General features: G+C 56.9%; 19 protein-coding genes. 15 read left to right on the top strand and 4 right to left on the bottom strand.

Translation table 11 applies throughout. The annotated features are described in order from the left end of the window. Positions 1-96: 96 nt before the first annotated feature. Entirely contained in the window at positions 97-354 is a 258-nt protein-coding gene (locus AC1DV9_RS14285) for a hypothetical protein (RefSeq protein WP_477948600.1), read from the top strand. 77 nt (positions 355-431) lie between these two features. On the opposite strand, the gene AC1DV9_RS14280 is transcribed toward AC1DV9_RS14285, so the two are convergent. After that, the gene (locus AC1DV9_RS14280) at positions 432-1,052 is read right to left on the bottom strand and encodes a hypothetical protein (protein WP_477948562.1); all 621 of its coding nucleotides are present in this window, start codon (positions 1,050-1,052) and stop codon (positions 432-434) included. 704 nt (positions 1,053-1,756) lie between these two features. Here AC1DV9_RS14280 and AC1DV9_RS14275 point away from each other — a divergent pair. After that, complete coding sequence (locus AC1DV9_RS14275) at positions 1,757-2,911, top strand: porin (RefSeq protein ID WP_477943339.1); 1,155 nt, start codon at positions 1,757-1,759, stop codon at positions 2,909-2,911. A gap of 900 nt (positions 2,912-3,811) precedes the next feature. Here the strand turns inward: AC1DV9_RS14275 and AC1DV9_RS14270 are convergent. Further along, entirely contained in the window at positions 3,812-5,305 is a 1,494-nt protein-coding gene (locus AC1DV9_RS14270; protein WP_477943340.1) for a mechanosensitive ion channel domain-containing protein, read from the bottom strand. 323 nt (positions 5,306-5,628) lie between these two features. Between AC1DV9_RS14270 and AC1DV9_RS14265 the strand changes: the two genes are divergently transcribed. From AC1DV9_RS14265 to AC1DV9_RS14235, 7 genes are all read left to right on the top strand, one after another. Next, positions 5,629-6,798, top strand: coding sequence for an HlyD family secretion protein (locus tag AC1DV9_RS14265; RefSeq protein WP_477948560.1), 1,170 nt, complete (start codon positions 5,629-5,631; stop codon positions 6,796-6,798). 99 nt (positions 6,799-6,897) lie between these two features. Continuing rightward, positions 6,898-8,529, top strand: a complete 1,632-nt coding sequence (locus tag AC1DV9_RS14260; RefSeq protein ID WP_477943342.1) for an MDR family MFS transporter — start codon at positions 6,898-6,900, stop codon at positions 8,527-8,529. 23 nt (positions 8,530-8,552) lie between these two features. Next, positions 8,553-9,758 carry an adenylate/guanylate cyclase domain-containing protein gene (locus AC1DV9_RS14255; protein WP_477943360.1) on the top strand — a complete coding sequence of 402 codons (1,206 nt, stop codon included), beginning with the start codon at positions 8,553-8,555 and terminating at the stop codon, positions 9,756-9,758. A gap of 67 nt (positions 9,759-9,825) precedes the next feature. Beyond that, positions 9,826-10,287, top strand: a complete 462-nt coding sequence (locus AC1DV9_RS14250; protein WP_477943343.1) for a carboxymuconolactone decarboxylase family protein — start codon at positions 9,826-9,828, stop codon at positions 10,285-10,287. A gap of 150 nt (positions 10,288-10,437) precedes the next feature. Then, a complete protein-coding gene (locus tag AC1DV9_RS14245) occupies positions 10,438-11,085 on the top strand; it encodes a TetR/AcrR family transcriptional regulator (protein ID WP_477943344.1) in 648 nt (215 codons plus the stop codon). Between the two features lie 141 nt (positions 11,086-11,226). Further along, positions 11,227-11,703 (top strand): hypothetical protein, encoded by a 477-nt coding sequence (locus AC1DV9_RS14240; protein ID WP_477948558.1) that lies wholly within the window; start codon positions 11,227-11,229, stop codon positions 11,701-11,703. A gap of 123 nt (positions 11,704-11,826) precedes the next feature. After that, entirely contained in the window at positions 11,827-12,465 is a 639-nt protein-coding gene (locus AC1DV9_RS14235; RefSeq protein ID WP_477948556.1) for a TetR/AcrR family transcriptional regulator, read from the top strand. Here AC1DV9_RS14235 and AC1DV9_RS14230 read toward each other — a convergent pair. Both AC1DV9_RS14230 and AC1DV9_RS14225 read right to left on the bottom strand, forming a co-directional pair. Then, on the bottom strand, positions 12,462-12,905 hold the full coding sequence (locus AC1DV9_RS14230) for a hypothetical protein (RefSeq protein ID WP_477943347.1): 444 nt from the start codon (positions 12,903-12,905) through the stop codon (positions 12,462-12,464). The genes AC1DV9_RS14235 and AC1DV9_RS14230 overlap by 4 nt on opposite strands. Positions 12,906-13,427: 522 nt before the next feature. Beyond that, entirely contained in the window at positions 13,428-13,898 is a 471-nt protein-coding gene (locus AC1DV9_RS14225) for a DUF4126 family protein (protein WP_477948554.1), read from the bottom strand. A gap of 575 nt (positions 13,899-14,473) precedes the next feature. Here AC1DV9_RS14225 and AC1DV9_RS14220 point away from each other — a divergent pair. The 6 genes from AC1DV9_RS14220 to AC1DV9_RS14195 all read left to right on the top strand — a co-directional run bounded on the left by AC1DV9_RS14220 (position 14,474) and on the right by AC1DV9_RS14195 (position 22,926). Further along, entirely contained in the window at positions 14,474-15,451 is a 978-nt protein-coding gene (locus AC1DV9_RS14220) for an NADP-dependent oxidoreductase (RefSeq protein WP_477948552.1), read from the top strand. 96 nt (positions 15,452-15,547) lie between these two features. Continuing rightward, positions 15,548-16,477, top strand: a complete 930-nt coding sequence (locus tag AC1DV9_RS14215) for a helix-turn-helix domain-containing protein (protein WP_477948550.1) — start codon at positions 15,548-15,550, stop codon at positions 16,475-16,477. Positions 16,478-16,777: 300 nt separating this feature from the next. Then, the gene (locus tag AC1DV9_RS14210) at positions 16,778-17,713 is read left to right on the top strand and encodes a helix-turn-helix transcriptional regulator (protein ID WP_477943351.1); all 936 of its coding nucleotides are present in this window, start codon (positions 16,778-16,780) and stop codon (positions 17,711-17,713) included. A gap of 91 nt (positions 17,714-17,804) precedes the next feature. Further along, positions 17,805-18,662, top strand: a complete 858-nt coding sequence (locus AC1DV9_RS14205; protein WP_477948549.1) for a helix-turn-helix domain-containing protein — start codon at positions 17,805-17,807, stop codon at positions 18,660-18,662. A gap of 294 nt (positions 18,663-18,956) precedes the next feature. Continuing rightward, on the top strand, positions 18,957-20,291 hold the full coding sequence (locus tag AC1DV9_RS14200) for an MFS transporter (RefSeq protein WP_477944688.1): 1,335 nt from the start codon (positions 18,957-18,959) through the stop codon (positions 20,289-20,291). A gap of 28 nt (positions 20,292-20,319) precedes the next feature. Next, positions 20,320-22,926 (top strand): ATP-binding protein, encoded by a 2,607-nt coding sequence (locus tag AC1DV9_RS14195; protein WP_477948547.1) that lies wholly within the window; start codon positions 20,320-20,322, stop codon positions 22,924-22,926. The last annotated feature ends 65 nt before the right edge of the window (positions 22,927-22,991 follow it).

The raw sequence follows: 22,991 nt of genomic DNA, 5'->3' as shown, positions 1-22,991 counted from the left end.
CTTTCGCTTCAAGGCCAGCTCGGCCGCAGCAGCACAGAAGAGAGGAGAAAAGGCCAATCCCTTGACCAAACCCTGATCAGAAAACCATACTGAGAGGTGGCTCACTTCTCGGTGGAAAAACCGGCTCAGTTCCGCATGGAAACCAACAGTCAGGCACTGATCATGGGATTTAGCGACACCTTTGCGGTTATCGGTGTCGTGCTGGCTATCGCAGCTGTGGCGCTGCTGCTGACCAAGAAAACGGGCAGGGTGGTTGTGCTAGCGCGCACTAGCTTTCGGGAAACGTTTGTCCATCTGAATACCGCTCGCTTGAAGTTGCAAAAGACTCCGTCTAACCTTGCAGCGCGACGCTAGGAGGACCTGAGATGGTAATGCAAAAGCCAGACAAGCCACCGCAGAAGCCCCCGAGGCCACGACCGTAACATCAAGCGCTATAACCAGAAACGGTGTTCCGCTGCGTACGTTACTGCGGCAGCTAACGCCCCCACGACTGGTGCCGCAGCCAGCAGTTTGAGTGCAGCTTTGATTTTTTTGGAATTTCTCGCGAGGACTTCCAGGTTTTCCGTGGCCATCTCTGAATAATGCATGGCCTGTCCCCACAGAGCGAGACGGAGGTCACCCTCTCGCTCTTCGTCGCCCCAATTTTTTAGTACCGTGCCGGGAATTGCGAAATTTCGGGGCTTGGCCGCCGACAAGGCGGAGAATAGCGCGGCTATCAAGACGACCGCGCTTGAAAAGCATGCTGACGGCACCGAGTACGTGGTCGTCGTTGGGTCAACGAGGTTATCTAGCCCGAAAACAAGCAAAGCCGTAGAGGCGGCTGCCGTCATCGCAGATAGCTGCATGGCTCTGGTGTCGGACGCGATAGATATCTTCAATGTGCCATCAATGTAGGCCTCTGACATCCTTATGACTTCCTTGAGCTTTTCAAGCGTCATACCTGCTGGATACGGATCATCGGTGGTGCTCCGAACTGGAACAGAATTCTCGTCCCGCACCATAAGATCGACCTGGCGAATGGTTACTGGCGTATCATCAGTCTTGGTCGTCATCCGTCTTTCACTTTCGATCGAGTTGAAGTCGACTTGCGGCACATGCTGTCGACGGTGCCATTCTCACCATCCGCGTTCAACAAAATTCTGACTTCTACCTTGCTTCAGGCCAGATGCGCCTGGAAGTAACCTGTCTCTCACCACATACCTTCGTTTAGTTGCGCCAGCAGGCCAACCGCGCCCATCGTCGCCCCGCGAAGTGAATAAGGCAGGTAAAATGGCCGATGCGACAACTCGATCAAAGACAATCGCCTTGGACACGCCCGCCGAAACCATGGCTGCGCTCGTCAGCCTTCGTCAATGCCTGATGGAGACCTTGGCTGGACAAGGACGCCATCGTCTGCGGCGCAAAAAAGACCCGCCAAAGGCGGGCCAAATCGCTCGGGGAGTAACCGAGCGGGGGGGGATTCAAAGAGGGCGAACCTCAAACTGGCTAGGAGCTTGGTCGCTTTCCGGCGGCCGCCAATCCAAGCCCTGCGAGGACAAGACCACTCTACGCCGCCGAGAAGCAGGTTTGGTGAAAGAAGTATTCAAAGTTTGATGACTTTGCACTTCCGGTCCTTAAAGCCCCAGGCTTGGCTTAAACGTCCAATCCCATAGTTGTCGGCGTTGGTAGGGCGTCGAGGATGCGAGATGTCGCAGGTGTCCAACGGGATGAGGCCTTTTCCGCCCCATGTCTTCGCCCGTTATTTGGAGGGGGTCAAATGAAAACGCAGACGTTAGTAAAACTCACTGTGATAGCAGCATCGGGCGGTTTCTTCACTGATTTGCCCTCGAGAGCCGATGATGCAATTGTGGCTGCAGAGCCGGAGTCTGTTGAACACCTTCTGGTCTGCGACGCGTATGGTACCAGTTACTTCTCTATCCCTGGGACCGAAACCTGTTTACGCGTCGGCGGTTATGTTCGTTTCGACGTCGGCTTCGGATTCGGGGACGCTTACCAGAACAACACGGCCGAAGATTGGGGAGCGCGGACCCGGGCAAAGGTCTGGTTTGACGCCAAAAACGAAACCGATTACGGCACGCTGTCGAGTAAGATTGTGCTGGAGTCGAATTATCGACCCAGCGATCTCGTTATCGGAGGGGCAGGTGGCGGGGCTTCGACTGACCTCGGTGAAAACCTCGACGGCACCTTTATCGAGGAAGCGTACATTGAATTAGGAGGCTTCCGCGTCGGCAAGTTCCTGAACTGGTGGGATGACGACCTCTCAAGCGAAACAGAGGCAATGAAGAATGCCACCGATTTCAATGCAATTCGGTTCCAGTACGAAAACGGTGATTTTTACGGCGGCTTCTCCCTGGAAGAACTAGGTGGGACTGGAACGTCCTTCGGCGGACCTTTTACCACCGGCGCAGACGACTACAGCAACAGTCCCGGATATGACGCTTCCGTCGGTGGCAAGGTCGGCGGGTACACATGGGCCGTGTATGGAGGCTATGATAGCGGCAACGATGAAGGTGCGGTGACCGCGCGGGTCGGCACCGATATCGGACAAGGCAAATTCGACTTCGCGATCCTTTGGTCCAGCGGACTGGGTCGGGGGGCGAACGGCGGGAACGCTTACTACAATCTCGGAGAGTGGGGCTTCATTGCTCAGTACGCTTTTGCGGTAAACGACAAGTTTTCGGTCACCCCGGCCGTGCAGTATAATCAAAACATCACCACTGACGCTGATGGATCATGGGACGACGGCGATTTCTGGCGAGCAGGCGTGACGTTGGACTATCGGGTGGTGCCGGAGCTAAGCGCGAAGGCTACTGCGACCTATGTCAGCGAAGACTACGGCGACCATGCCCTCAAAGGCAAGCTGGATGCGGATTGGGTGGAAGGCTTCTTCAGGCTTGAGCGCAACTTTTGAGGCGATAGACGAAAGCGCACTAAGGCAATTCGCCGCCATTTTTACAGCGGATGGCTGATGTGGCGGCATTAGGTCGGACTTAGCATCTTTCCACGCGCCGGGACAAATAGAGAACTTTGGCAAGGGGATCAATGGTATCGGTCCCGTGGTTGCAGCAATGAACGGTTCTGCAGCTAATTGGCAATGGGTCTTCGCGTTATGATTGCATCATCGAGTTACTTTTGATCGATAGGCAGCCTTGAGGAGCGTAAACGTCATGAAGCAAACATGTGCAACAACCGTTCGGCATTTTAGCAGTGTTCGTGTTTAGAACCAGGTAGACTGGGCCACGGCGCTTTGAGTCTGGCGAATATCGAAGGCTGCTCTGGTTGCAAGGGTTGCACTCCGCGTCACATCGAGTTGGCAGATTCGCGGAAACGTTCAGCGCCTTTCTGACTGCCTCCAGCCCATCCAGCTGCTAAAGTTTTCCCAGGTTAAGACGATGCCCGCAAAGGTGACTAGCAGCGGCGGGATTCCGAAAGCTAAGGCTGTAAAGAAGCTGTTCTCACGGATTAGCCAAACCGAAGTGTAGGCTCCGGCTAAAATCATCACGAGACCAACAATCGTTGAGAGGATATGCCGCATAACGACCTTTCATTGCGAGACCCGGTCTATGACACAATGCGAGCCTCCTTTGCCTACCACGAAAGGTGAGGGCGGCTCTTCCCTTAAATCTCTCATCCGCCGTTCAGGTTCGTTGGGGTGAATGCTAGCGTGCTCTTGGTGGGCCGAAAGCGGACATCACCACTTTGAGAAAATATCATCGTTCTCTTCCAGTAGAACCGCGCCGGCTAACCCATCCCGACCAAGCCAATCGGAAGCAGGATGGCGGCGAGCCCCGGCAGACTTCAGATGTTACACTCACAAATCTTCCGAGGCATCGAACAAGTGCCTGATCCGGTCAGCGAAGGAGTATGTCTGCTGCTTCGGAGTCTTTACCAACTCGGCCATGACGTGGTGATCATGCTCGGCGTGACGATGGGAGAGGGCTCGCAACTGATCCCGCAACCACGGCTTTTCGGTAAGGATTGGGCGTAGAACCTCCGAGGGTATCTCGTAAGCGACCACTGGCGTCAGGGTCCTCTTCGACGCCGTCTCCGGCAATCCCGAAAGTATGCTTCGTTCGCCAAAGCAGTCATGCGGGGCAAGGCGGGTGAGTTCGACCACCTTCTCGGCAAGCTGCCTTTCGACAACGACGACGCCGCTCCGCACGATAAACAAGCCGTGGCAAATCTCGCCCTCCGCCACGACCATGGTATCCTTGTCAAAGACTCTCCTCACCAAAGTCTCCGCCACCTTTTCCTTTTCGTCATCAGAGAGCGCCGCGAAAATCGCGATCGAATTGACCAGCCGCCACGGCGTTCCCCTGGATTGAGCTTCCGTAACTGTGGCTGGGGGGTATTCAGGAAAGCCGGCAGTCGACGCCATTGCCAAGTTCGACGCACGAGCGTGGCGAAAGACAAGATCGAAGAGTTCGTTCTTGGCATCTACGGTGCGAGTGATGTCCCTGACGCGGCATGCAAGCTCGACCTCTACGGCAGTCGCATCCAGTGCAGTGATCCGAACAGAAGGCTCGGGATGCTTTAAGATGTGATTGCTGCTCCACAACACCGTGCGCATCACGTCTTCGATGGTGGCGGGAGAGTGGGTTGGCTTCATTCTCAGCTTGAGCGTGATGCCATGTGTTTCGTCGGGGCTGCTTTGATTTACAATTCTGGCCTTGGCCAATGCGCTGTTCGGAACGACTACAAGGTCATTGGCACCGTTAAGGAGATGGGTCGCGCGCCAGTTCGTTTCGACGACGCGTCCCTGTATTCCATCGTCCAAAACCACCCAGTCGCCGATCCGATACGGCTTGCCGAGATTCAACGCCACTCCCGAGAACACATCCGCGAGCGTGTTTTGAAGCGCCAAGCCGAGAACGATGGCGAAGACCCCGGAGGTCGCGATCAACGTGCCAACTGGAATATTGAACACGTTCGATGCGATCGACAGGAAGGTGCCCCCAAAGATCAGCCCGACCAGGACGTCTTGAAGCAGTCGTCCTTCTCGTGGTGTGCGCTCGAAAACCAGAAAGAGCCGGATGAGGCTGACAAGTAGCATCGACCCGGATATCCACCAAATGGACTTGCCGATCGCCTGACTGGCTCCGACGACCCGCGACCCGGGAGAGGGCGATGCCTCGTAGGGTGCGATCTGATGGTAGAGCAGGACTGCGGTCAACGCCGAGAAGAATGACGCGTTCAGGAAGAGCTTGATGGGAGGAGTTGCCCTGCCGAACACGCGGGTTGCAATTCTCAAGGCAACGAGGCCGAACAGCTGAATACGGAAGTCGTATAGCACTTCGTAGGGCATCTGGGATGCTGGCTCCAGTATCTCGCGGGAAGGGGATGTGTCTCAGATCGTCGCCCGTCCGTGCAGCCACCGCGAAGTGAGGGACGCTGCGGATCGCGCAGGGAATGCCGACGCTAGCGTGTGAGACAAGGCCAAGTCTTGCACGGAGGCGACACGATAATTTCGCCCGCCGCTTTCCGGCGGCGATGTCCACAGCTCAACCGATTATCCGCTCTCAGTGTATGATGCTTCAACAGATCAGCGGATTATCAATCGTCACCTAGCGGCGCATCTTGGGCTCATCAGAACAGCCCGCGCTCTTGGCGCAACGAAGGAGAACTTCAATGGTCGAATTGCCCCGCAAGGAAGTCTTCGAGACGTCTGCAGAAGCCGATCGCAAGATCAAGGACGTCCCGTCTGCCCCCGCTGAGACGCCTGCTCCCGCAGCCCCGGCGAAATCGCGCAAGTCAGTCGTAAAAAAGAGCATATTCGCTTTGGTTCTTTTGGCCGGCGCGGCATACGGAGTGCACTACGGCAACCATTATTGGACCGTCGGCCGTTTTATCGAGTCGACCGATGATGCCTACGTGAAGGCTGACTACACGACGACGGCCCCAAAAGTGGCGGGCTATATCAAGGAAGTCCTTGTCAATGACAACGATGTCGTCAAAGCAGGTCAGGTAGTCGCTCGTATAGACGATCGCGATTTCCAGGCGGCGCTCAATCAGGCTCGAGCTGACGTCAAGGCCGCAGAGGCAGCCATCACAAACATCGACGCCCAGATCGAATTGCAGAAGTCCGTGATCGGCCAGTCCAAAGCGGCAGTCGACGCTTCCAACGCCTCGCTTGTCTACGCCAAGTCGGAGGCCGCGCGTAACGCCCGCCTGATTGTCAGCGGCGCGGGCAGTCAGTCGAAAGCAGAGCAGACACAGTCGCTCATGGACCAGGCCTCGGCCGCTCTCGAACGCGATCAGGCAGCACTTGTTGCCGCCAAAAACAAGGTTCCCGTTCTGGAGACGCAACGCACCCAGTCCGTCGCACAGCGCGACCGAGCCGCGGCAGTGGCGAGCCAGGCAGAACTGAATTTGTCGTATACCGACATCGCCGCAGCCGTCGACGGAACCGTCGGCGCACGATCGATCCGGGTTGGCCAGTTCGTGTCGGCAGGCACCCAGTTAATGGCCGTTGTTCCGCTACACTCGGTTTACATCGTAGCAAACTTTAAAGAGACCCAGCTTACTTACGTGAAGCCTGGGCAACTGGTCGACGTTAAGGTCGACAGCTTTCCTGATCTCGACATCAAGGGGCACGTCGACAGTATTTCTCCGGCGAGCGGTCTCGAGTTCTCGCTTCTTCCTCCGGACAACGCCACGGGCAACTTTACGAAGATCGTCCAGCGCATCCCCGTGAAGATCGTCCTCGACAACGACGAGATCGCCGGCCGTCTGAGGTCTGGCATGTCCGCCGAGCCGGAAATCGATACCAAGGCAGCGCAACAGTCCTCGGAGAAGTAGCGATTATCCGCTCGCGGCGGACAGTCCTACCCATCCTTTCCCGATTATCAGCAACCCATCGTCGTGAGAGATTCCGGTCGAACCGGAAGGAGATTAGTCATGGCCACTCTTCAGCTCGCAGTTAACAACGACAAGCCGCAGCAGGCCGGGCAAGCTCCAGCAGCTCCACTTGCGCCATCGAAGCCGGAAATGAGCTCGCTGCGCATGTGGTGCGCGGTTGTCGGCTCGACGCTCGGCGCTTTCATGGCGGTCCTAAACATTCAGATCGTCAATGCCTCCCTAGCGGACATCCAGGGCGCTATCGGCGCTGGCAAAGACGACGGTGGTTGGATTTCGACCTCCTACCTGATCGCCGAGATCGTGGTGATCCCGCTTTCCGGATGGTTGGCCCGGGTTTTCTCCGTCCGCAATTACCTGCTTGTTAACGCGGTCCTATTCCTACTTTTCTCGATGGCTTGCGCTTTCGCAGTCAACCTTCAACAGATGATCGTTCTGCGGGCGATCCAAGGCTTCTCGGGTGGCGTGCTCATCCCGATGGCTTTTACAATTATCATCACGCTTCTTCCTAAGCCGAAGCAGCCGATCGGACTGGCGCTGTTTGCGCTGTCTGCCACATTCGCCCCTGCGATCGGTCCGACCATCGGTGGTTACCTGACGGAGAATTATGGGTGGGAATTCATTTTCTACGTTAACCTGGTCCCTGGCTCGATCATGATCGCAATGCTCTGGGCGTCCCTCGACCGCGCTCCGATGAACCTTGGCCTGCTTGCAAAGGGTGACTGGCCGGGCATCGTCACGATGTCGGTCGGTCTCGCGGCCCTCCAGACGGTCCTCGAAGAAGGCAACAAAGACGACTGGTTTGGTTCGGACTTCATTGTGCGTCTGTCTGCCATCGCCGCAGTTTCGCTTACGCTCTTCCTGATCATCGAACTGAGAACCGCACATCCGCTGCTGAACCTGCGCCTGCTGCTTCGCCGGAACTTCGGCTTTGGTATTGTCGCGAACTTCCTGCTGGGGATCGCCCTTTACGGCTCAGCGTTCGTGCTTCCGATATATCTGTCGCGTATCCAGGGCTACAATTCTGAACAGATCGGCCTTGTTCTTGCCTGGACGGGGATTCCGCAACTGCTGCTGATCCCGCTGGTTCCACGGTTGATGAAGCGTTTTGACCTGCGCCTGCTCATCGTCTTCGGTTTCGCGCTTTTTGCCGCATCGAATTTCATGAACGTGCACATGACAGGCGACTACGGCAGTGACCAGCTTTTTTGGCCCAACGTGGTCCGCGCAGTTGGACAGGCGATGGTATTCACGCCGCTCTCTGCGATCGCAACCGCTGGAATCGAGCAGGAAAACGCAGGCTCCGCTTCCGCCTTGTTCAACATGATGCGAAATCTAGGGGGTGCCGTGGGGATTGCGTCGCTGCAGACCTTCATATCGAAACGCGAGCAGTTCCATTCGAACATCCTTACGAACTCCGTCAGTGTTTTCGAAGAAGCCACGAGGCTTCGTGTCGCACGCCTTACCAACTACTTCATGTCGCACGGTGTCAGCGACCAGGCCACCGCCACCCATAAGGCGCTGGTCGCCATGGCAGGCAGTGTCCGCAAGCAGGCAAATATCATGGCGTTCAGTGACACCTTCTTCCTGCTCGGCGCGGCGCTTGTTGTTGCCCTGCTGGCCACGCTTCTTCTGAAAAAGCCCGGCCACGTTTCCGGCGCAGGCGCTCATTGAGGACTATGGCAATGACTATCACCATGCAGAACCGTATTACGCGCAAAGACAAGGGCGCGACCGCCCTTAACGCCGATCAGTCTTCCGTGCTTTCCATTCTCGAATGGCTTTCGGGCGACGAATGCCACTCTATAGACGAGGCCGGGCTGATTGCTGGCCTCGGGAAGAGGCTGCGCCAGATCGGACTACCGATCGACCGGCTGACGCTTCACCTGATGACGCTGCATCCTGAAATCCTCGGCCGCACGCTCGCGTGGGCACCTGGAGAACCTGTCGAGGTCCACGACCGGGAGCACGGCATGAAAATGGCGTTCGCGACCAGCCCGCTTCGTCAGGTAATGGACTCGCGCGAGCCGATGATCGTTGATGCGAATGACACGAAGTGGCCGTGGCAGCATATAGACGTCTTTGAGGACAGAGCGCTGGTGCAGCTCGTGATCGCCCCATTGTGCAATGTCGATGGCCCTGTCAGCGCGGCGGTGTTCGCGACAAAGCGCCCATCGGGTTTCTCGCTTTCGGAAGTGCAACTGATAGAGCGGATTCTTCCCGCGCTGCGGAACACATGCGAAATGCGGGTAATGCGTCAGGCCGAGCTATCCTTGCTCGACGTGTACATCGGGCCAATGACCGCCCAGCGTATTCTGGCGGGACGCATTCGGCAGGGTGAGATCGAGACGATGGAAGCAGCGCTCCTGCTCTGCGACCTCCGTGGCTTCACCGCGCTGTCAAACCAGTTGCCCGCCGAGAAGGTGCTGGAGTTGCTGAACGCATACTTCGACGTGGTCGTACCCGCTATCACCACCTATGGAGGGGAAGTCCTCAAATTCATGGGTGACGCCGTTCTGGCGTTCTTTCCGAGTTCCGACGCGGCAGCGGCATGCGAACAGGCGCTGGCGGCCACAGACCGGGTACTTGACCAGCTTTCGGGTTTCGCAGTGGATGGTGTGAGCGTCGGGGCAGCGGTCGCCTTGCATTACGGCAGGGTAAGTTACGGAAATATCGGCTCCGGAAGACGCCTCGATTTCACTGTCATCGGCCCGGACGTGAACCTGCTTAGTCGCATACAGACGGCATGCGGCACGCTTGGAAAGGCCGTGCTTATGTCCGACGCCTTTCGGGAGCGCGTCGGCACCACACGCGTCGTTTCCACAAGATTCCACCATCTGAAGGGATTCGAAGAACCGATCGAGCTCTTCACGATATCGACGTCGGACCGACAAGCCGATTGAGGCCTCACGACGTCGCCGACCTGCGGCGGCGCGACGCGCGCCGCGCAACCAACCAAGGAAAAGAAAAATGCAACCACGTTTCAACTTCGGCAAGGCTTCGCCTGAATCGTACAAGGCAGTCGCCGCCCTGGACGAGCACGTTCAGAAGTGCGGTCTTGAAGCCCGCTACATCCACCTTATCAAGCTGCGCGCGTCGCAGATCAATGGCTGCGCGTATTGCGTCGACATGCATGTGAAGGAGGCCCGTCACGACGGCATGTCCGAACAGTGGATCAATCTAATGTGCGTGTGGCGCGAGTCGCCGGTCTACGACGAGAAGGAACGCGCTCTGCTTGGATGGGTTGACGCGGTGACGAAGATCGCCGAGACAGGCGCGCCCGATAGCGACTACCAAGCTTTGAAGGCGCATTTCTCGGAAGAAGATATGACGAAGATCACCGTTGCGATCGGTGCGATCAACGTCTGGAACCGCTTGGCGATCAGCTTCCGTGTTCCCCATCTCGTCGAAGGCGCTAGCAAAGCAGTCTAACCCGGGATGAGTGCGGACCGGGAGCAGGCGGCCCCGGTTCGGGCCGGCGGACGCGACTACCTACCATGGTGTCGCGGCCGCTGTGGCTTTCGCTCCCTGACACGCCGGCAATCACATGACATGGTGGGCGGGGGCATGGTACTAGGCTTCATGACGAAGCTCGATCCACAGCCTCCTTCAAGGCTGGCACCACAGCAAAATCGCAGCCGGGAAACCCGAGCGCGGATTCTCGCCGCCGCAGATTCCCTACTGCGTGCGCAAGGGGTAGACGGGTTTTCAATCGGCGGGATTGCGTCGTTGGCAGGAATTCCGATCGGAAATATCTATCGACGGTTCGAAGGAAGAGACGACATCTTGCATGCTCTGAAAGATGCCGTCGCGGGCCGTATCGCCGAGGCCGTGAGGTCAGCGGTTGAAACGGAGTCAGCTCGCGATGTAGCTTCGTTTATCGAAGCGTTTGCCGAAGCGATCATCGGGGTTTTCTCCAGCGACGAGGAGCTGCACAGAGCTCTCTTCGATCCTCGCGCTGCCAGCCCAAAGATGCTTGAGACGGGACAGAACGTACGCTCGGCGATATACTCTCAGTTCAACGCTGGGCTATCTACGCATCTTGCCGGACTTGAGCACCAGACCGCAGAGACGGCGGCAAAGGTAATATTTTCAATCATTACTAACGCCGCTTTGACCAAGGTGCGAGGTCAAGACCCGATCATGCGTTCGTTGGAATGGGACGAAGTCAAGCGGCAGTACAGCCATGCAGCGATAGCGTATTTACGGGAGCTGCAGTCACTTCGGTGACCATTCCCTGGGGCTTTACCGCGACCGATATAGGGCCGACCCCCAGAAGACATTCTCCTGCACTCTAGCAACAGACAAAAAAGTCGCTACAGTGTTAAAAATGCGAACGCGAGTCGCTTTCTCTTTTACGGGTAGCTTGCGATGGAATGCATTGACTTTATGGAGCTCAGCAGCGGTCTTATTACATGGTTTACAAACCAGGATATTGTCATCGCTGATGACGTGGCGGCACTGCTTTTCGGCCTAGACGAGGACGACTGCCATCTTGGTGTCACCATTGCCATGTTCCTGGCGGGTATTAGCTCGAAGGACCGTCCGAGAATCTCGCAGGCCATTTACGCATGTATCGAGCGTTGCGATACAATCCATGAAGTCTTCGAGCTTCAAACCGACGGAAAGACAAAACTGGTGGTTATGAAGGGGCGGTCTATAGGTGATGTCTTGTTCACCTGTATCGTCACCGAGATAGACAAGGGACGGGCCTCAGCGAAGCTCCAAAATCTTTGTCTCGCTGCCTATGAGGTGGCGCGGCAGGAGAAAAACGATTCCGCTGCACTCCAGTTGATCCGCACTCTTTCGCTTCTTTCTGAGCAGCCACCGGCTCATCGAACGCACTAAATTACGGAGGTGGTAAGCCTAGAATGAAACGATTGTGACGTGTTTCAACTATATCCGACGGGCGAAGTCACCTACACCCGAAGTACTATTGCCAAAGGCAAGGTATGAATCGGACAAGCACGTATGCGAATGCTGAAAACCGGAAAACGGGGCGGACGGCCAAAACGCGTTCAGTCGGGCGCTTTAGAACAACGATTGATCGACGCTGCCGCTGCATTGTTCGCCGAAAACGGTTTCGACGCCACCTCGGTCGACTCGGTTGCCCCGCGCGCTGGGGTCAGTAAGGCCACAATCTACACCCGCTACGACGACAAAGCTCAGTTGTTCGCAGCAGTGGTGCGCAGGCAGATCAGCGAGCTTTTTGAGAACCTTGATTTCGATGCAACAGAAGGTGACGCAACTGAGGTCCTGCTCGAAGTCGGGCGTCATGCGCTTGAGCTGGTAAACCGCCCAGAAACAACAGCGATCTACCGAATGGTGATCTCACAAACTCCACGATTTCCGAAACTGGGAAGTTTGATGGATCGTGAAGGATTCCAACGCGGGCAAAGTGGTATTGCTCACTTGCTGCACAAACTCTCGGAGCGTGGTGAGGTCGAAATTGACGATTTCGACATGGCAGCTGAACTGTTCTTGAGCCTCGTAATAGGGCGATTGAGTAGACTTGCGCTGCTAGGTCTGACCGCAGACAACGAGCGGATCGAGCTCGGTCTGAGGACGTCTGTTCGGCTTTTCTTGCAAGGCGTACGGAGCGGTACTTAGACGCGAGGCATCAAAGTGGGTTGCTCGTCGCCCGATAGCACGGCATCCAAGGCAGGGTAGCTTGCGGTGAGGGCTGCCTCGCTTCTGACCGAACACAATATTTTCAGCTCGAAACGATCGCGCAGTTGAACGGTCGACTGGTCCCAGTCGACCGAAGCATTGCACGGCTGCAGCCGGGATGCTTCTCGGACAAAAAAGGGACGGCCTTCTCTGCCTCGTGGATCGACGTGTAAGCTGGGTACTGATGTATCGAAGCCGGGCCCGCAGCTTTTCGAGCCGACGATTGCATAGGTGACACGCTTTTGAATGATGCTGCGCAAACCCAACCAAGTCCCTTGCGGCAGTCGGTCGATTAATGAAGACCCCGATACTTCGCCTCCGTGGGCAGCGCGGCGATCCCGCGGGTTAGACTGCCGCGCTCCCGAAAAAGTGTCGTTCATGGTACCAGTGCGGGGACGTCAGGGATGGCTCCCGAGCTAGAAGGGTTTCGTTTGGACCTGCGTCGCATTCGTGCTTGAAACCTATAAAAATGATCGACGTCTCTATTTTCGTTGCACGTGCAAACTCGCACCCTGCAGTTCGCTCGATATGGAGCGAGACGATCTCCGGTGTGGCATTGTGTGAGCCGATCAAACCCTGAGCCACGCAGACAGGGGAGAGATTTGGGCCGTTGTATGCCGCAATCAGAGCGTTGCAGTCGAACTCGAGCATCGAGAAAGACAGCAGAGAAACACTTAAATGCCGCACATGTCCCGTGTCGATGTCGAGCAACCGTCCGTCTGCTGCTCTCTCGCGCGAGCAGCCGCGCCCTTGGAACCTGTACCAGAGCGAATTTCGAGCTATGTAATCGGCCCTCCAGTTAAAGTCGTCAGGTCTCTCGTCGGTGGTTGCGAGGTCGCAGACTTGACACAGAATTTCCAGAAATTTCGCTCGATAGCTCGCCACGGGCATATCCATAGCTCCTAGAGAGATTGTGATGCCAAGATGCAGACCGCTGCCAGTGCGATGCAGGCAGAATCTTCTATCAAAGCAGCCGGAAGGTCCCGCCCAAATAACCGAGCCAATCTTTCGCGGACCATCGAGCCTCCGAGTGTTCCCGCTAGCGAACCGAGAATTCCGGCGGCTCCACCCAAAAATGTGAGGTCATGAATCGCTCCCAGCGTTGCGCCAGAAACCGCACCTGTCAGAAGTCTGGCAGAAATTTGAACGGGCACCAACCGAGAAGGAGTGGAGGCGAGCTTGTCGGTAAACAGCTCGAAACAAGCCAGTGCTGTTAAAATTCCCGCTGCCAATCTCGATGACATGAAATAAAGCCACGACGTGGAGGGTACGATGTAAATCAAAAGGAGCGCGCCCCATGAGGCCGCAGCGGGTGCGGTGAAAGCCCGTAAGCCCGACGCAAGACCTAACGAAAAGGCCAACAATACTAACATAAATCGCTCCGAAAAATCTTGTTACGATAAGCGAGTCGGCCGCAGCGGGATCAATCATCCGGCACACCGGGAACGTAGACGTGGGTGGTTATAGGATGGCCTGGCACGGGGCCGGACGCTACACACAACGCCACTATGATCGCGAGGATTCCCGCTATGATCAGAAGTCCAATAAACCCGGCGGAAGCCTGCTCAGGTGTTTCTGTCGTTCGAAATTTCGGCATGTCGTCTCCTGCCGCTACGCTTGCGCCCCACTTTAAAAAAGGGCCCGCCGAGGAGGCTGAGGGCTCGGCGGGCAGTTTGCAGCACGGCCGGCGGATGGCTCGTCTGCGACCGTGCGATTGTCGCACGGCTGGGGGAACGTCCTGAACTTTACACAATGGGAGGAGACGGGATTGTACCGTTTCGCCACTTTTGGAACACCACGGCCGTGATTGGGGGCGGCAGGCAACCTTCACGGTTTGCTTCGATTTTAGTGGCCGAAACAGGCCATTCAGGCGGTTTTCGCTCCAGACTGTATTCCACCAAATTCCGAAAATCAGAGGAATTAATTGCTGCAAGCATGGGAGATTTGCATGTCGATGCTCGAGCTTACCAAGACCAACCACCAAGGCTACAGGACTATGACCGCCTACCGCGTCCACAAGTTCGGCGGACCGGATGTCATCCTTGCTGAACGCCTTCCTTGCCCACGTCCGGGACCGGGGCAAGTCCTCGTGAAAATCGGCGCGATCGGCGTCGGCCCGTGGGACGGTTGGATACGCGCGGGCCAAAGTGCACTACCGCAACCTCTTCCCCTGACACTCGGTTCCGACTTCGCCGGGGTGGTCGCCAATGTTGGCCCCGGAGTTGTAAGCGTTAAACAAGGAGACTCTGTTTTCGGCGTTACCAATTCGCGCTTCGTCGGAGCGTATGCGGAATACGCCCTTGCGGAGGCGGAGATGATGGCAAAAAAACCCGTTACCATTGACGACGTGGCAGCCGCGTCGGTGCCGGTCGTCGCGGTTACCGCGAAACAGGCATTGTTCAAGCATGCTCAGCTTCGGGCGGGCCAAAGGGTTCTAATTCACGGGGGTGCCGGAAACGTTGGATCGTATGCGGTCCAACTTGCAAGCAGGGCACGACTACATATCACGGTGACCGCCTCCGGGGCCGCCGAGAGATATCTCTACGGTCTCGGCGCAACCAACGTCATCGATTATGGGAAGACACGCTTCGAAGACGTCACCCGCGATTTCGATGCGGTCATCGACCTTATCGGAGGAGATACGCAACGGCGCTCTTTCGAGGTGTTGCGACCTGGAGGTCGTCTAGTTTCCGCCGTGTCGCAGCCGGATAGGGAGATCGCGGCAGCGGCTCGGGTCGACGCACGGTTCTTCCTCGTCGATGTCACAAGTGCTGACCTGATCGATATTGCCGCAGCGATCGACGTGGGTGAGCTCTCCACGAATGTCGGGGAAGTCCTACCATTGTCGATGGCTTCTGAGGCGCACAAGATGCTTGACGGCGACCGTTCTCACAAATCCGGGAAGATCGTCCTGACAGTCGACTGAACGGTTTTGGCCGCAATCGTACAAATCAGTCTGTTCGCTGCAAGATTTAGCCGGAAGGTGCCGCCATTGTCAGCCGGGCGAAATCCGGGGGAGCACATGAGCGGTACCGAGCGTGACGATGTGGATTTCGATCGGTGGATGCACTCGAAATTCAGTTTCGAGCCGCGCCAGCCGTTGGTCATGCGGCAACTGGACAAGGCTCCGATCACCGTGACCGAGATGCATTGCCGTTCGCCCGATCCCGAAAAGTCATCGCCCATTCCTTCCGAAGACAGCCTGCTGGTGACAATCCATGTCAGCATCAGTCCGACGTATGACCTCTGGATCGCCAATGATTTCATGAAGACCAACCCGTTGGCTGCCGGAACTACGGTCCTTTATGACTTGAGAAGCGAACCCTCCGTTAGAGTGTTGGAAGAGTTTCATCACGTCAGTTTCCACATGCCGAAGTCAGCCCTGAACCAGATAGCGGAGCGCGAGGGTCTGGCGACGGTCGACGAATTTCGACTTTCCCTCATGGACGGGCATCAGGACCGCGTTTTAGCGACACTCGGAAAGACAATTCTCCCTTCGCTCAAGAGGGCGGAACATCCCAACCGACTTTTCACGGATCATGTGACCATGGCCACGGCATCTCACGTATTGCGGACCTACGGGGTCTCCAGCGGGCGGTCGCCAACGCGCATGGCCGAACCAAAGCAGCTTTCGCCATGGCAAAAGGCGATGGCATGCGAGATGTTGCGGGCACATTTGGACGGTGGGATTTCCCTCGACGACATCGCGGCACAGTGTGGGCTGCCCGCCCTTGAATTTGCGAGGTCATTCAGAAAGACAACCGGGATGCCGCCCTGGCGGTGGCTGGAAGCTTGTGCGGTGGGCACGTCGCGCGATATTTTGCTTGTCCGGCCATTCATCCCGCTGGATCAAGTACGCGACATCGTGGGATTCGTAGACATTCCTCACTTCGTCGCAGCTTTCAGCCGTCATGTCGGGGTCCACCCCGAGATTTGGCGTGTGCAGCATTAAGACTGTGCAAGAGCGCCCTCGCTTTCCTCTCAGGATCGAACGCAAGCCGCCTCTATATTTCGCGGCACCGTCCCGACATCGATGAGATAGCTCGTCAGTGCCGCTCTGTTTAGACGCCCCAGTCTAGCTGAGCCCGCCCGCTGCCGGGACGAAGCGGCAACGCGTTTTTTTGAACATAAGAGAACGATTTGGACGCCATGGCCATATAGAGCGTCTCCGCGCGCGCCAACGGGCACTCTGCCATTGCCCGAACATTCCTCCCTAAGCCACAGCTTGTGTCTACGGAGGAGTACCAGGACGATGACAGAGGTTGAACCCGGAGGTGGGCAATTCGGCCGCGAGCTCCGCACTGCCTTTCAAAACGAAAGCGCGCGAAGCGCTGTTATTAAGACCGCGGCCCTGTCGGTACTGGAGCTTACGGAAATTCGATCACCCAACCAGCGACTGGAGACCAAACCGCTTCCCCGCCAGGACGCGTATATGGTCTCGCTTTACCTTTCCCCTGTTCGGTTTGTCAGCATTGGGGAGGTGGATGCCGAATGTCCGGCGGTGAACGTCGGGCCATGGGAGGCCGTATTTCAGGACCTCAATCGCCCCATGCGTCTGAACTTCGAGCACCCCTTTCATTCTATTAACCTGCACATTCCCCGCCATGCGCTCGACGAGGCGGCCGAGGCTTGCCAGTCCGAAGAAATCGCGGGCTTGGTTTCCCAAGTGGGTCGAGGCGTCTACGACGAGACCGTCATCAATCTTATGAAGGTTTTAATGTCGGCGCTGCGCTCGGGCGAGCGGCGCGAGGATGGTCGTCTTAACCATGTCGGAGCGGCGTTGGTAGCATACTTGGCGCAAGCGTATGGGGGAATGACTCCTCACAGTCGTCGACGCCGAGGCGGCTTGGCTCCATGGCAGCAAAAGCGAATACAAGAGCTCATAGCGGCCGGAACAGAGGGCGGTCTCACCGTGGGCGACCTTGCGGACGAGTGTCGGATATCGCATCGTCATTTTCAACGAGCCTTTCGACAAACGATGGGCACAGCTCCTCACCTTTACATTCAGAACGCTCGCGTCGAGCAGGCCAAGTTACTGCTGAGTCAGACGAACGCTTGTCTCGGCGACGTCGGGCTCGCTTGCGGGTTTGCTGACCAAAGCCATTTCACAAGGGTTTTTGCGCAATTGGTCGGAATGACGCCGGGGGCATGGAGAAAGGCCAAGTATTCAATCAATAGTGGGAGTTAAACTACGCGAGTTGCCTTTTTTAACGGAGTTTAACTCGCTCACTAATGATTTAGGCTCCAGAGTGATCCCATTGATAGCTTTGGAGCGGGTCATGAACCAGTTTGGCAGCCGACAGCAGCAAAGTACTGATTTCGCTGAGCGCTCGGGTGATTGGGGAACTCCAAGTCGCGCCCATTCCGCCGCGCAAAATGGAGAATCGACCTCCAATCTGCCAAAAGCAGTCACGAATAAACTGATTGGTGCGGCGCATGTGGAGGGCATCACTGTCGTCGTTCAAGCTGGTGGCTCGTCCAAGAACGTCGTTTTTGTCGAAGGCTGCCATACGGGTTCTGGCGACGACGGGCAGCACTTTGAGGTTTTCCTGCCAACCGATGCCCTCGTTAAATGTGCGCGAAAATCTGGAATTAAGAACTTCTACGGCTTGTCCGTCGAGCGGGGGCAGGAGATCGAGGACGAGGTCATCTCTGACTTGGCAACGTGCTTGAAACTCAGCCACAGGAGCGAAAACGGTGGCAACACACATTTCGCTGAGCAGATCATCCTTGCTCTTTGCGCTCATGCTGTTGAGCGATATGGACGTTCGCAGAGTGCCAGTGGCCGTAACTGCAATCAGCTCGCACCATGGCAGTTGAAGATCGCCAAGCAGATGCTCTCCGGGGACATGCGTTCGACGCCGAACCTTTCCGAAGTCGCGAAGGCTTGCAGAATTTCGACCCGTCATTTCACGCGATCGTTTACCGACACGGTCGGAACTTCACCGCATCAGTGGTCGGTTCTTGCACGCCTTGAACACGCTAAGGCGATCCTGATAGACCGGACCACATCACTGGCGGAGACCGCCGTGTGCTGCGGATTTTCAGATCAGAGCCACTTCACCCGGGTGTTCACGAAGGAGTTCGGCACGTCCCCAGCGAAATGGAGGCGTTCCCTCGATCAGAGCAGCCCCTGATCGGCTCGCGCAGATTGCGGTTACAGGCTTCGCTTCAGTGGATGAAGAGCAGTGGACTCAACGTTCTGTCGGGACCATCGACGGGCAACGCTTCTATATCGTTTTGAGGGGAGTTTTTGCGGCACCCCTTAGTACCATGCGGGGACATTGGATCAAACCTGCGGTTCCGCCGCAATGTCTCATGATGCACCCCCAATTCAATCTAACTCCTTCGCTTTTTAACAAGGTTTAACTCACGTCTTGGTGCAATTCCTCCTATCGCCGCTTGTAGGCTTCATTTTACAGGGGGGACGAATGCAGACCGGCGTGCAAGGAAACCAACCCATCATTCCCACGTCGGCAGGATCGCTCAAGAGGCTCCACCTGCTCATCATCGGAGCGTGCGCGCTTGGCTTTAGCTTCGATCTCGCGGAAATTGCTTTCGGCTCAATCCTGGCGGCTGTATTTTCGTCGCCGCCGTATGCCGCAGACAAGACGGAAATTTCCTGGCTTCTGTCAGCGGTTTACATTGGGGCGATCGCGGGAGCGCCTCTTTTCGGCTGGCTTGCAGACCGGCACGGCAGGCGTATCGGCCTTACGTCGGTGATGGCTACGCTTGCACTTGCATCAGTGGGCGCTGCCTTCGCTCCGGATGTCGGTTGGCTTGTCGCTTTCCGGATGCTGTCGGGTTTGGCCCTCGGAGCTTATCCGCCTCTCATGTTCTCTTATTTGTCCGACATCCTCCCTGCTGCACAACGGGGAAAACTCGTCATGGTCGCCACCGCGTTCGGATATGCAGGGCCGACGATTTTCATCTTCTTGGTCCGCTGGCTCACGCCCATCGCCCCCCTGGGGTTCGACGCCTGGAGGTGGGGTTTTCTGTTCGGCGGGGCTGGAGCCGCCGTGTGTTCGTTCTTGTTCTACCGGCTCCCGGAGTCCGGGCCTTGGTTGATGTCCAAGGGAAGAGACGCACAGGCAAACGTCACTGCTCGTGCTTTCGAGGCATCGAGACCCGTTTCTCGCTTCAAACATCTCCCGAGTGTCCCGAAGTCCATCTCGACCGAAGACGATCAGTTTCGTACTGACCGCTTCGTGGTAGGCTTCCTAGTGCTTGTGTTTTTCCTCACCCCTTGGGCGACAGTTGGCTTCACCTTGCTGTCTGGGGCCGTTTTAGTCCAAAAAGGCATAAATCTCCAAGACTCACTGCTGTATCTCGGCATATCCACGGTCGGACCGATTTTGGGAACAATCGTTGGAGGCTATTTCATCGACAAGGTGCAACGGCGAACGGCTCTGATCGCAAGTGCCACGGCGATGGCGCTCATCGGCCTTTTGTTTGCTAGTACGACCGTTCCGATGTGGCTGATAGGTTGCGGGATCGCCTTCAATCTTTTGGTCTCGCTCTTTCTGCCCGTGTTGTTTTTGTACGCCGCCGAGATGGTTCCGAACAGTCGTCGCGCGATGACGACGTCATTTGCCTGGTCGGCTAATCGCATCGGTTCGGCTTTGACGCCGCTTGCACTACTGCCCGTACTGCAATCACACGGAGCGTATGCTATGTTCACGGTCATTGCAGGTACGCTGGTTCTCTTCATTGGACTGGTGCTAGGTTGGGGACCGTCCGGTCGTGCGGGCCGTCAGTTGAAATGAGAGATACAGGGAAGCGAAGGAAAGAGTTTTGAAAGTCACAGGTCGCCTGTTGGGGTTCGGACCGTTCGAGTGGGATGAGGACGAACGTCTTCTCTACCAGGATGGCCAGCCCTTGCGAATGGGCGAACGCCTGACGGACCTTCTGGCAATCCTTCTGGAAACGCCGGGCAGGCTCATTTCACAGGACGAACTGATTTCTCGGGGATGGCCAGCAGTGGGCACCGATGCCGCGAACCTCCGGGCACACATGAGTTCCCTTCGAAGGCTGCTCGGCGACAGTAATCTCACCGCACACTATATATCCAATGAACATGGACGCGGCTATTCGTTCGTGGCTCCAATCCGGGCTGAACGCGAAAGCGTGGTCACCTTTTCGGAGGCCGCGCTCGCCGGTGCGCTGCCTCCGCTGATCGAGCCTCCGATCGGACGTGATGACTTCGTGGCCGGTATCAAAACCGCGTTAGCGACCTGGCGGCTCGTGACGATCGTCGGTGCCGGCGGTTCCGGCAAAAGCACAGTGGCGATAAGTGCCGCTAACTCCGGGCAGCCGATCAATTACGTGGATTTATCGACGTTGTCGGCAGCAGAGCCTGTGGTGTCCGCGGTGGGGAAAGCTTTCGGACACGAGGCTGTTTGCAATAGCAAGGAATTGGGACCGCTGCTGGTGACCCAACGCGCTCTTCTCGTGTTGGACAATTGCGATCGCGTCATCGAATCCACCGCTGCTGTTGTGGAAGCGCTTTTGACCAGCGCTCCGCATATCCGGATATTGACGACCTCCCGCGAGCCGCTCCGGGTTCCTGGCGAACGAGTTCTGCGTCTCCCCGGTCTCGAAGTCCCAAGTGGGGACAACCTGCTTGAGGTCGACGCAATGCGCTTTTCGGCTTTGCGGCTCTTTTTGGAGCGGGCGGCTGCATCTTCCCGGAGCTTTTCCCTTTCAGAGTGCGACACCTCAGAATTGATAGGGCTCTGTCGCAAGCTCGACGGAAATCCGTTCGCGATCGAGCTGTTGGCGACCCGCGTCGACGTCCTCGGCCTTAGAGAGCTTAACAGTGAAAATGGGACGCGAACGATACTCGAAACTCCGGGCCGCCGAACGGCGGTTGCTCGACACCGTACTTTAAAAACCCTGCTGGACTGGACATACGAAACATTGTCGCCGCCTGAGAAGCAGGTTTTCGCGGACGTCTCTGTATTTTGTAACGGCTTCGGGATTGATCATGCGGTTGCCGTAGCGGCAGGTCAGGACCTGACACCCGCCGATGTGGCGGTTTCATTGGCCGATCTTGCGGCGAAGTCCTTTCTGCGCGCGGACGTGCGCGATGGCGTATCGCGTTACAAATTATCTGAAATCACCCGGACTTATGCTGTCGCAAAATTCGCTTCTGAACAGCGGAGACAGCGCGCCAGCCGACTTCATGCAGATTTAATGCTGAAATTGATGAGGGATGCACCGACGGACCTTCTGTCCATGGACACCGTCACGTGGGCTGGGCATTACGGCGACCTTGTCGACGACGTGCTGGCGGCTTTAGAATGGGCTTTTTCCTCAGGAGGCGACGACAAAATCGCCGCAAAGCTGACGGTTGCGTCGGCACCTTTCGCGCAACACTTCGAACTCTTCCAAGAATACAGAGATCGCCTCTACCAAGCGATGGCGAGGCTGGGTCATATCGGCCCGGCGGCTTCGCCTGACGTGCTCGCCCTCGGCTTGTCACTGAACGCCGAGCTGACACAGCTCGGCGAGACGGCAGCGTATGATAGAGCTCGCAACGCGGCGCTCGAGTGGCGGGAACGAACTGGATCGGAAACGCCGGAAGCCATCTACTCGGAATGGGGGGATGCCTTTGTCCGAGGAGACTATCCGACAGCGACAGTTGCAGCAGACCGCATGACCGAACTCGCGAGAAAGCTGGACAGCGAAGCGCTAAGGGTCGCGGCCATGCGATTCAAAGCCCAGACCCTTCATTTCGAGGGCCATCAGACCGATGCGAAGGAGCTGGCGCAGGCGGTTGTGGAGAGCCCTTTTGAGAATCTGCCATTTTCGAAAATCAGTCACAAAGTGTCCATGAAGATTATCCTGGCGAGGGTGGCGTTCCTTCAAGGAAGGGACGACGAAGCTCAGGCTCTAAACGCAGAGCTCCTAGAGCGTGCACGCGAACACGCGTCATCACTTTGTCTCGCGTTGACCATGTGTGCCGTTCCGTTGGCGCTTTGGCTAGGACTGCTAGATCAGGCAGAACCGCTGACGGAGACAGCGCTTGGCATCGCGATCCGTAACAAATACGCCTATTGGGGACGGCTTGCGTCAAACCTTGGCGACGCTATCTCGTATATGCGCGGTCGCTTCACTCCGTCCTCCTTCGGGAAGCTCGTGGATGAAGACGACGAGCTGAGAGACGTCTCGGTCAGCGACATGCTGCCCACGTTCGACGATCGATTCCTGAGCTCCAACGCGCTGAAAAGAGTCGAGAGTGGAATCGTGAGTTGGAATGCGCCTGAGATACTCAGAATCCGGGCGTCGCGTCTTTATGCGACGGACCGAGCACGCGCGGTCCGTCTTTTCGAGCAGGCATTGCGCCAAGCGGAGATGCAGGGCGCTGTTGCATGGAAGCGACGAATAGAGCACTGGTGACGCGTGATTGCACAGGATGGGCAATGAGGTGTACATTCCGTTGTTCTTGAGGACAGCGTTATCGA

It is taken from the genome of Rhizobium sp. 01L410 (assembly GCF_056400165.1).
This window is presented reverse-complemented; position numbering and strand designations above follow the sequence as displayed.

What these genes read in the sequence shown, in the direction of transcription:
- AC1DV9_RS14280 (WP_477948562.1), bottom strand. Translation starts at nt 1,052, where the DNA reads ATGACGACCAAGACTGATGATACGCCAGTAACCATTCGCCAGGTCGAT.
- AC1DV9_RS14275 (WP_477943339.1), top strand. Translation starts at nt 1,757, where the DNA reads ATGAAAACGCAGACGTTAGTAAAACTCACTGTGATAGCAGCATCGGGC.
- AC1DV9_RS14270 (WP_477943340.1), bottom strand. Translation starts at nt 5,305, where the DNA reads ATGCCCTACGAAGTGCTATACGACTTCCGTATTCAGCTGTTCGGCCTC.
- AC1DV9_RS14265 (WP_477948560.1), top strand. Translation starts at nt 5,629, where the DNA reads ATGGTCGAATTGCCCCGCAAGGAAGTCTTCGAGACGTCTGCAGAAGCC.
- AC1DV9_RS14260 (WP_477943342.1), top strand. Translation starts at nt 6,898, where the DNA reads ATGGCCACTCTTCAGCTCGCAGTTAACAACGACAAGCCGCAGCAGGCC.
- AC1DV9_RS14255 (WP_477943360.1), top strand. Translation starts at nt 8,553, where the DNA reads ATGCAGAACCGTATTACGCGCAAAGACAAGGGCGCGACCGCCCTTAAC.
- AC1DV9_RS14250 (WP_477943343.1), top strand. Translation starts at nt 9,826, where the DNA reads ATGCAACCACGTTTCAACTTCGGCAAGGCTTCGCCTGAATCGTACAAG.
- AC1DV9_RS14245 (WP_477943344.1), top strand. Translation starts at nt 10,438, where the DNA reads ATGACGAAGCTCGATCCACAGCCTCCTTCAAGGCTGGCACCACAGCAA.
- AC1DV9_RS14240 (WP_477948558.1), top strand. Translation starts at nt 11,227, where the DNA reads ATGGAATGCATTGACTTTATGGAGCTCAGCAGCGGTCTTATTACATGG.
- AC1DV9_RS14235 (WP_477948556.1), top strand. Translation starts at nt 11,827, where the DNA reads ATGCGAATGCTGAAAACCGGAAAACGGGGCGGACGGCCAAAACGCGTT.
- AC1DV9_RS14230 (WP_477943347.1), bottom strand. Translation starts at nt 12,905, where the DNA reads ATGAACGACACTTTTTCGGGAGCGCGGCAGTCTAACCCGCGGGATCGC.
- AC1DV9_RS14225 (WP_477948554.1), bottom strand. Translation starts at nt 13,898, where the DNA reads ATGTTAGTATTGTTGGCCTTTTCGTTAGGTCTTGCGTCGGGCTTACGG.
- AC1DV9_RS14220 (WP_477948552.1), top strand. Translation starts at nt 14,474, where the DNA reads ATGTCGATGCTCGAGCTTACCAAGACCAACCACCAAGGCTACAGGACT.
- AC1DV9_RS14215 (WP_477948550.1), top strand. Translation starts at nt 15,548, where the DNA reads ATGAGCGGTACCGAGCGTGACGATGTGGATTTCGATCGGTGGATGCAC.
- AC1DV9_RS14210 (WP_477943351.1), top strand. Translation starts at nt 16,778, where the DNA reads ATGACAGAGGTTGAACCCGGAGGTGGGCAATTCGGCCGCGAGCTCCGC.
- AC1DV9_RS14205 (WP_477948549.1), top strand. Translation starts at nt 17,805, where the DNA reads ATGAACCAGTTTGGCAGCCGACAGCAGCAAAGTACTGATTTCGCTGAG.
- AC1DV9_RS14200 (WP_477944688.1), top strand. Translation starts at nt 18,957, where the DNA reads ATGCAGACCGGCGTGCAAGGAAACCAACCCATCATTCCCACGTCGGCA.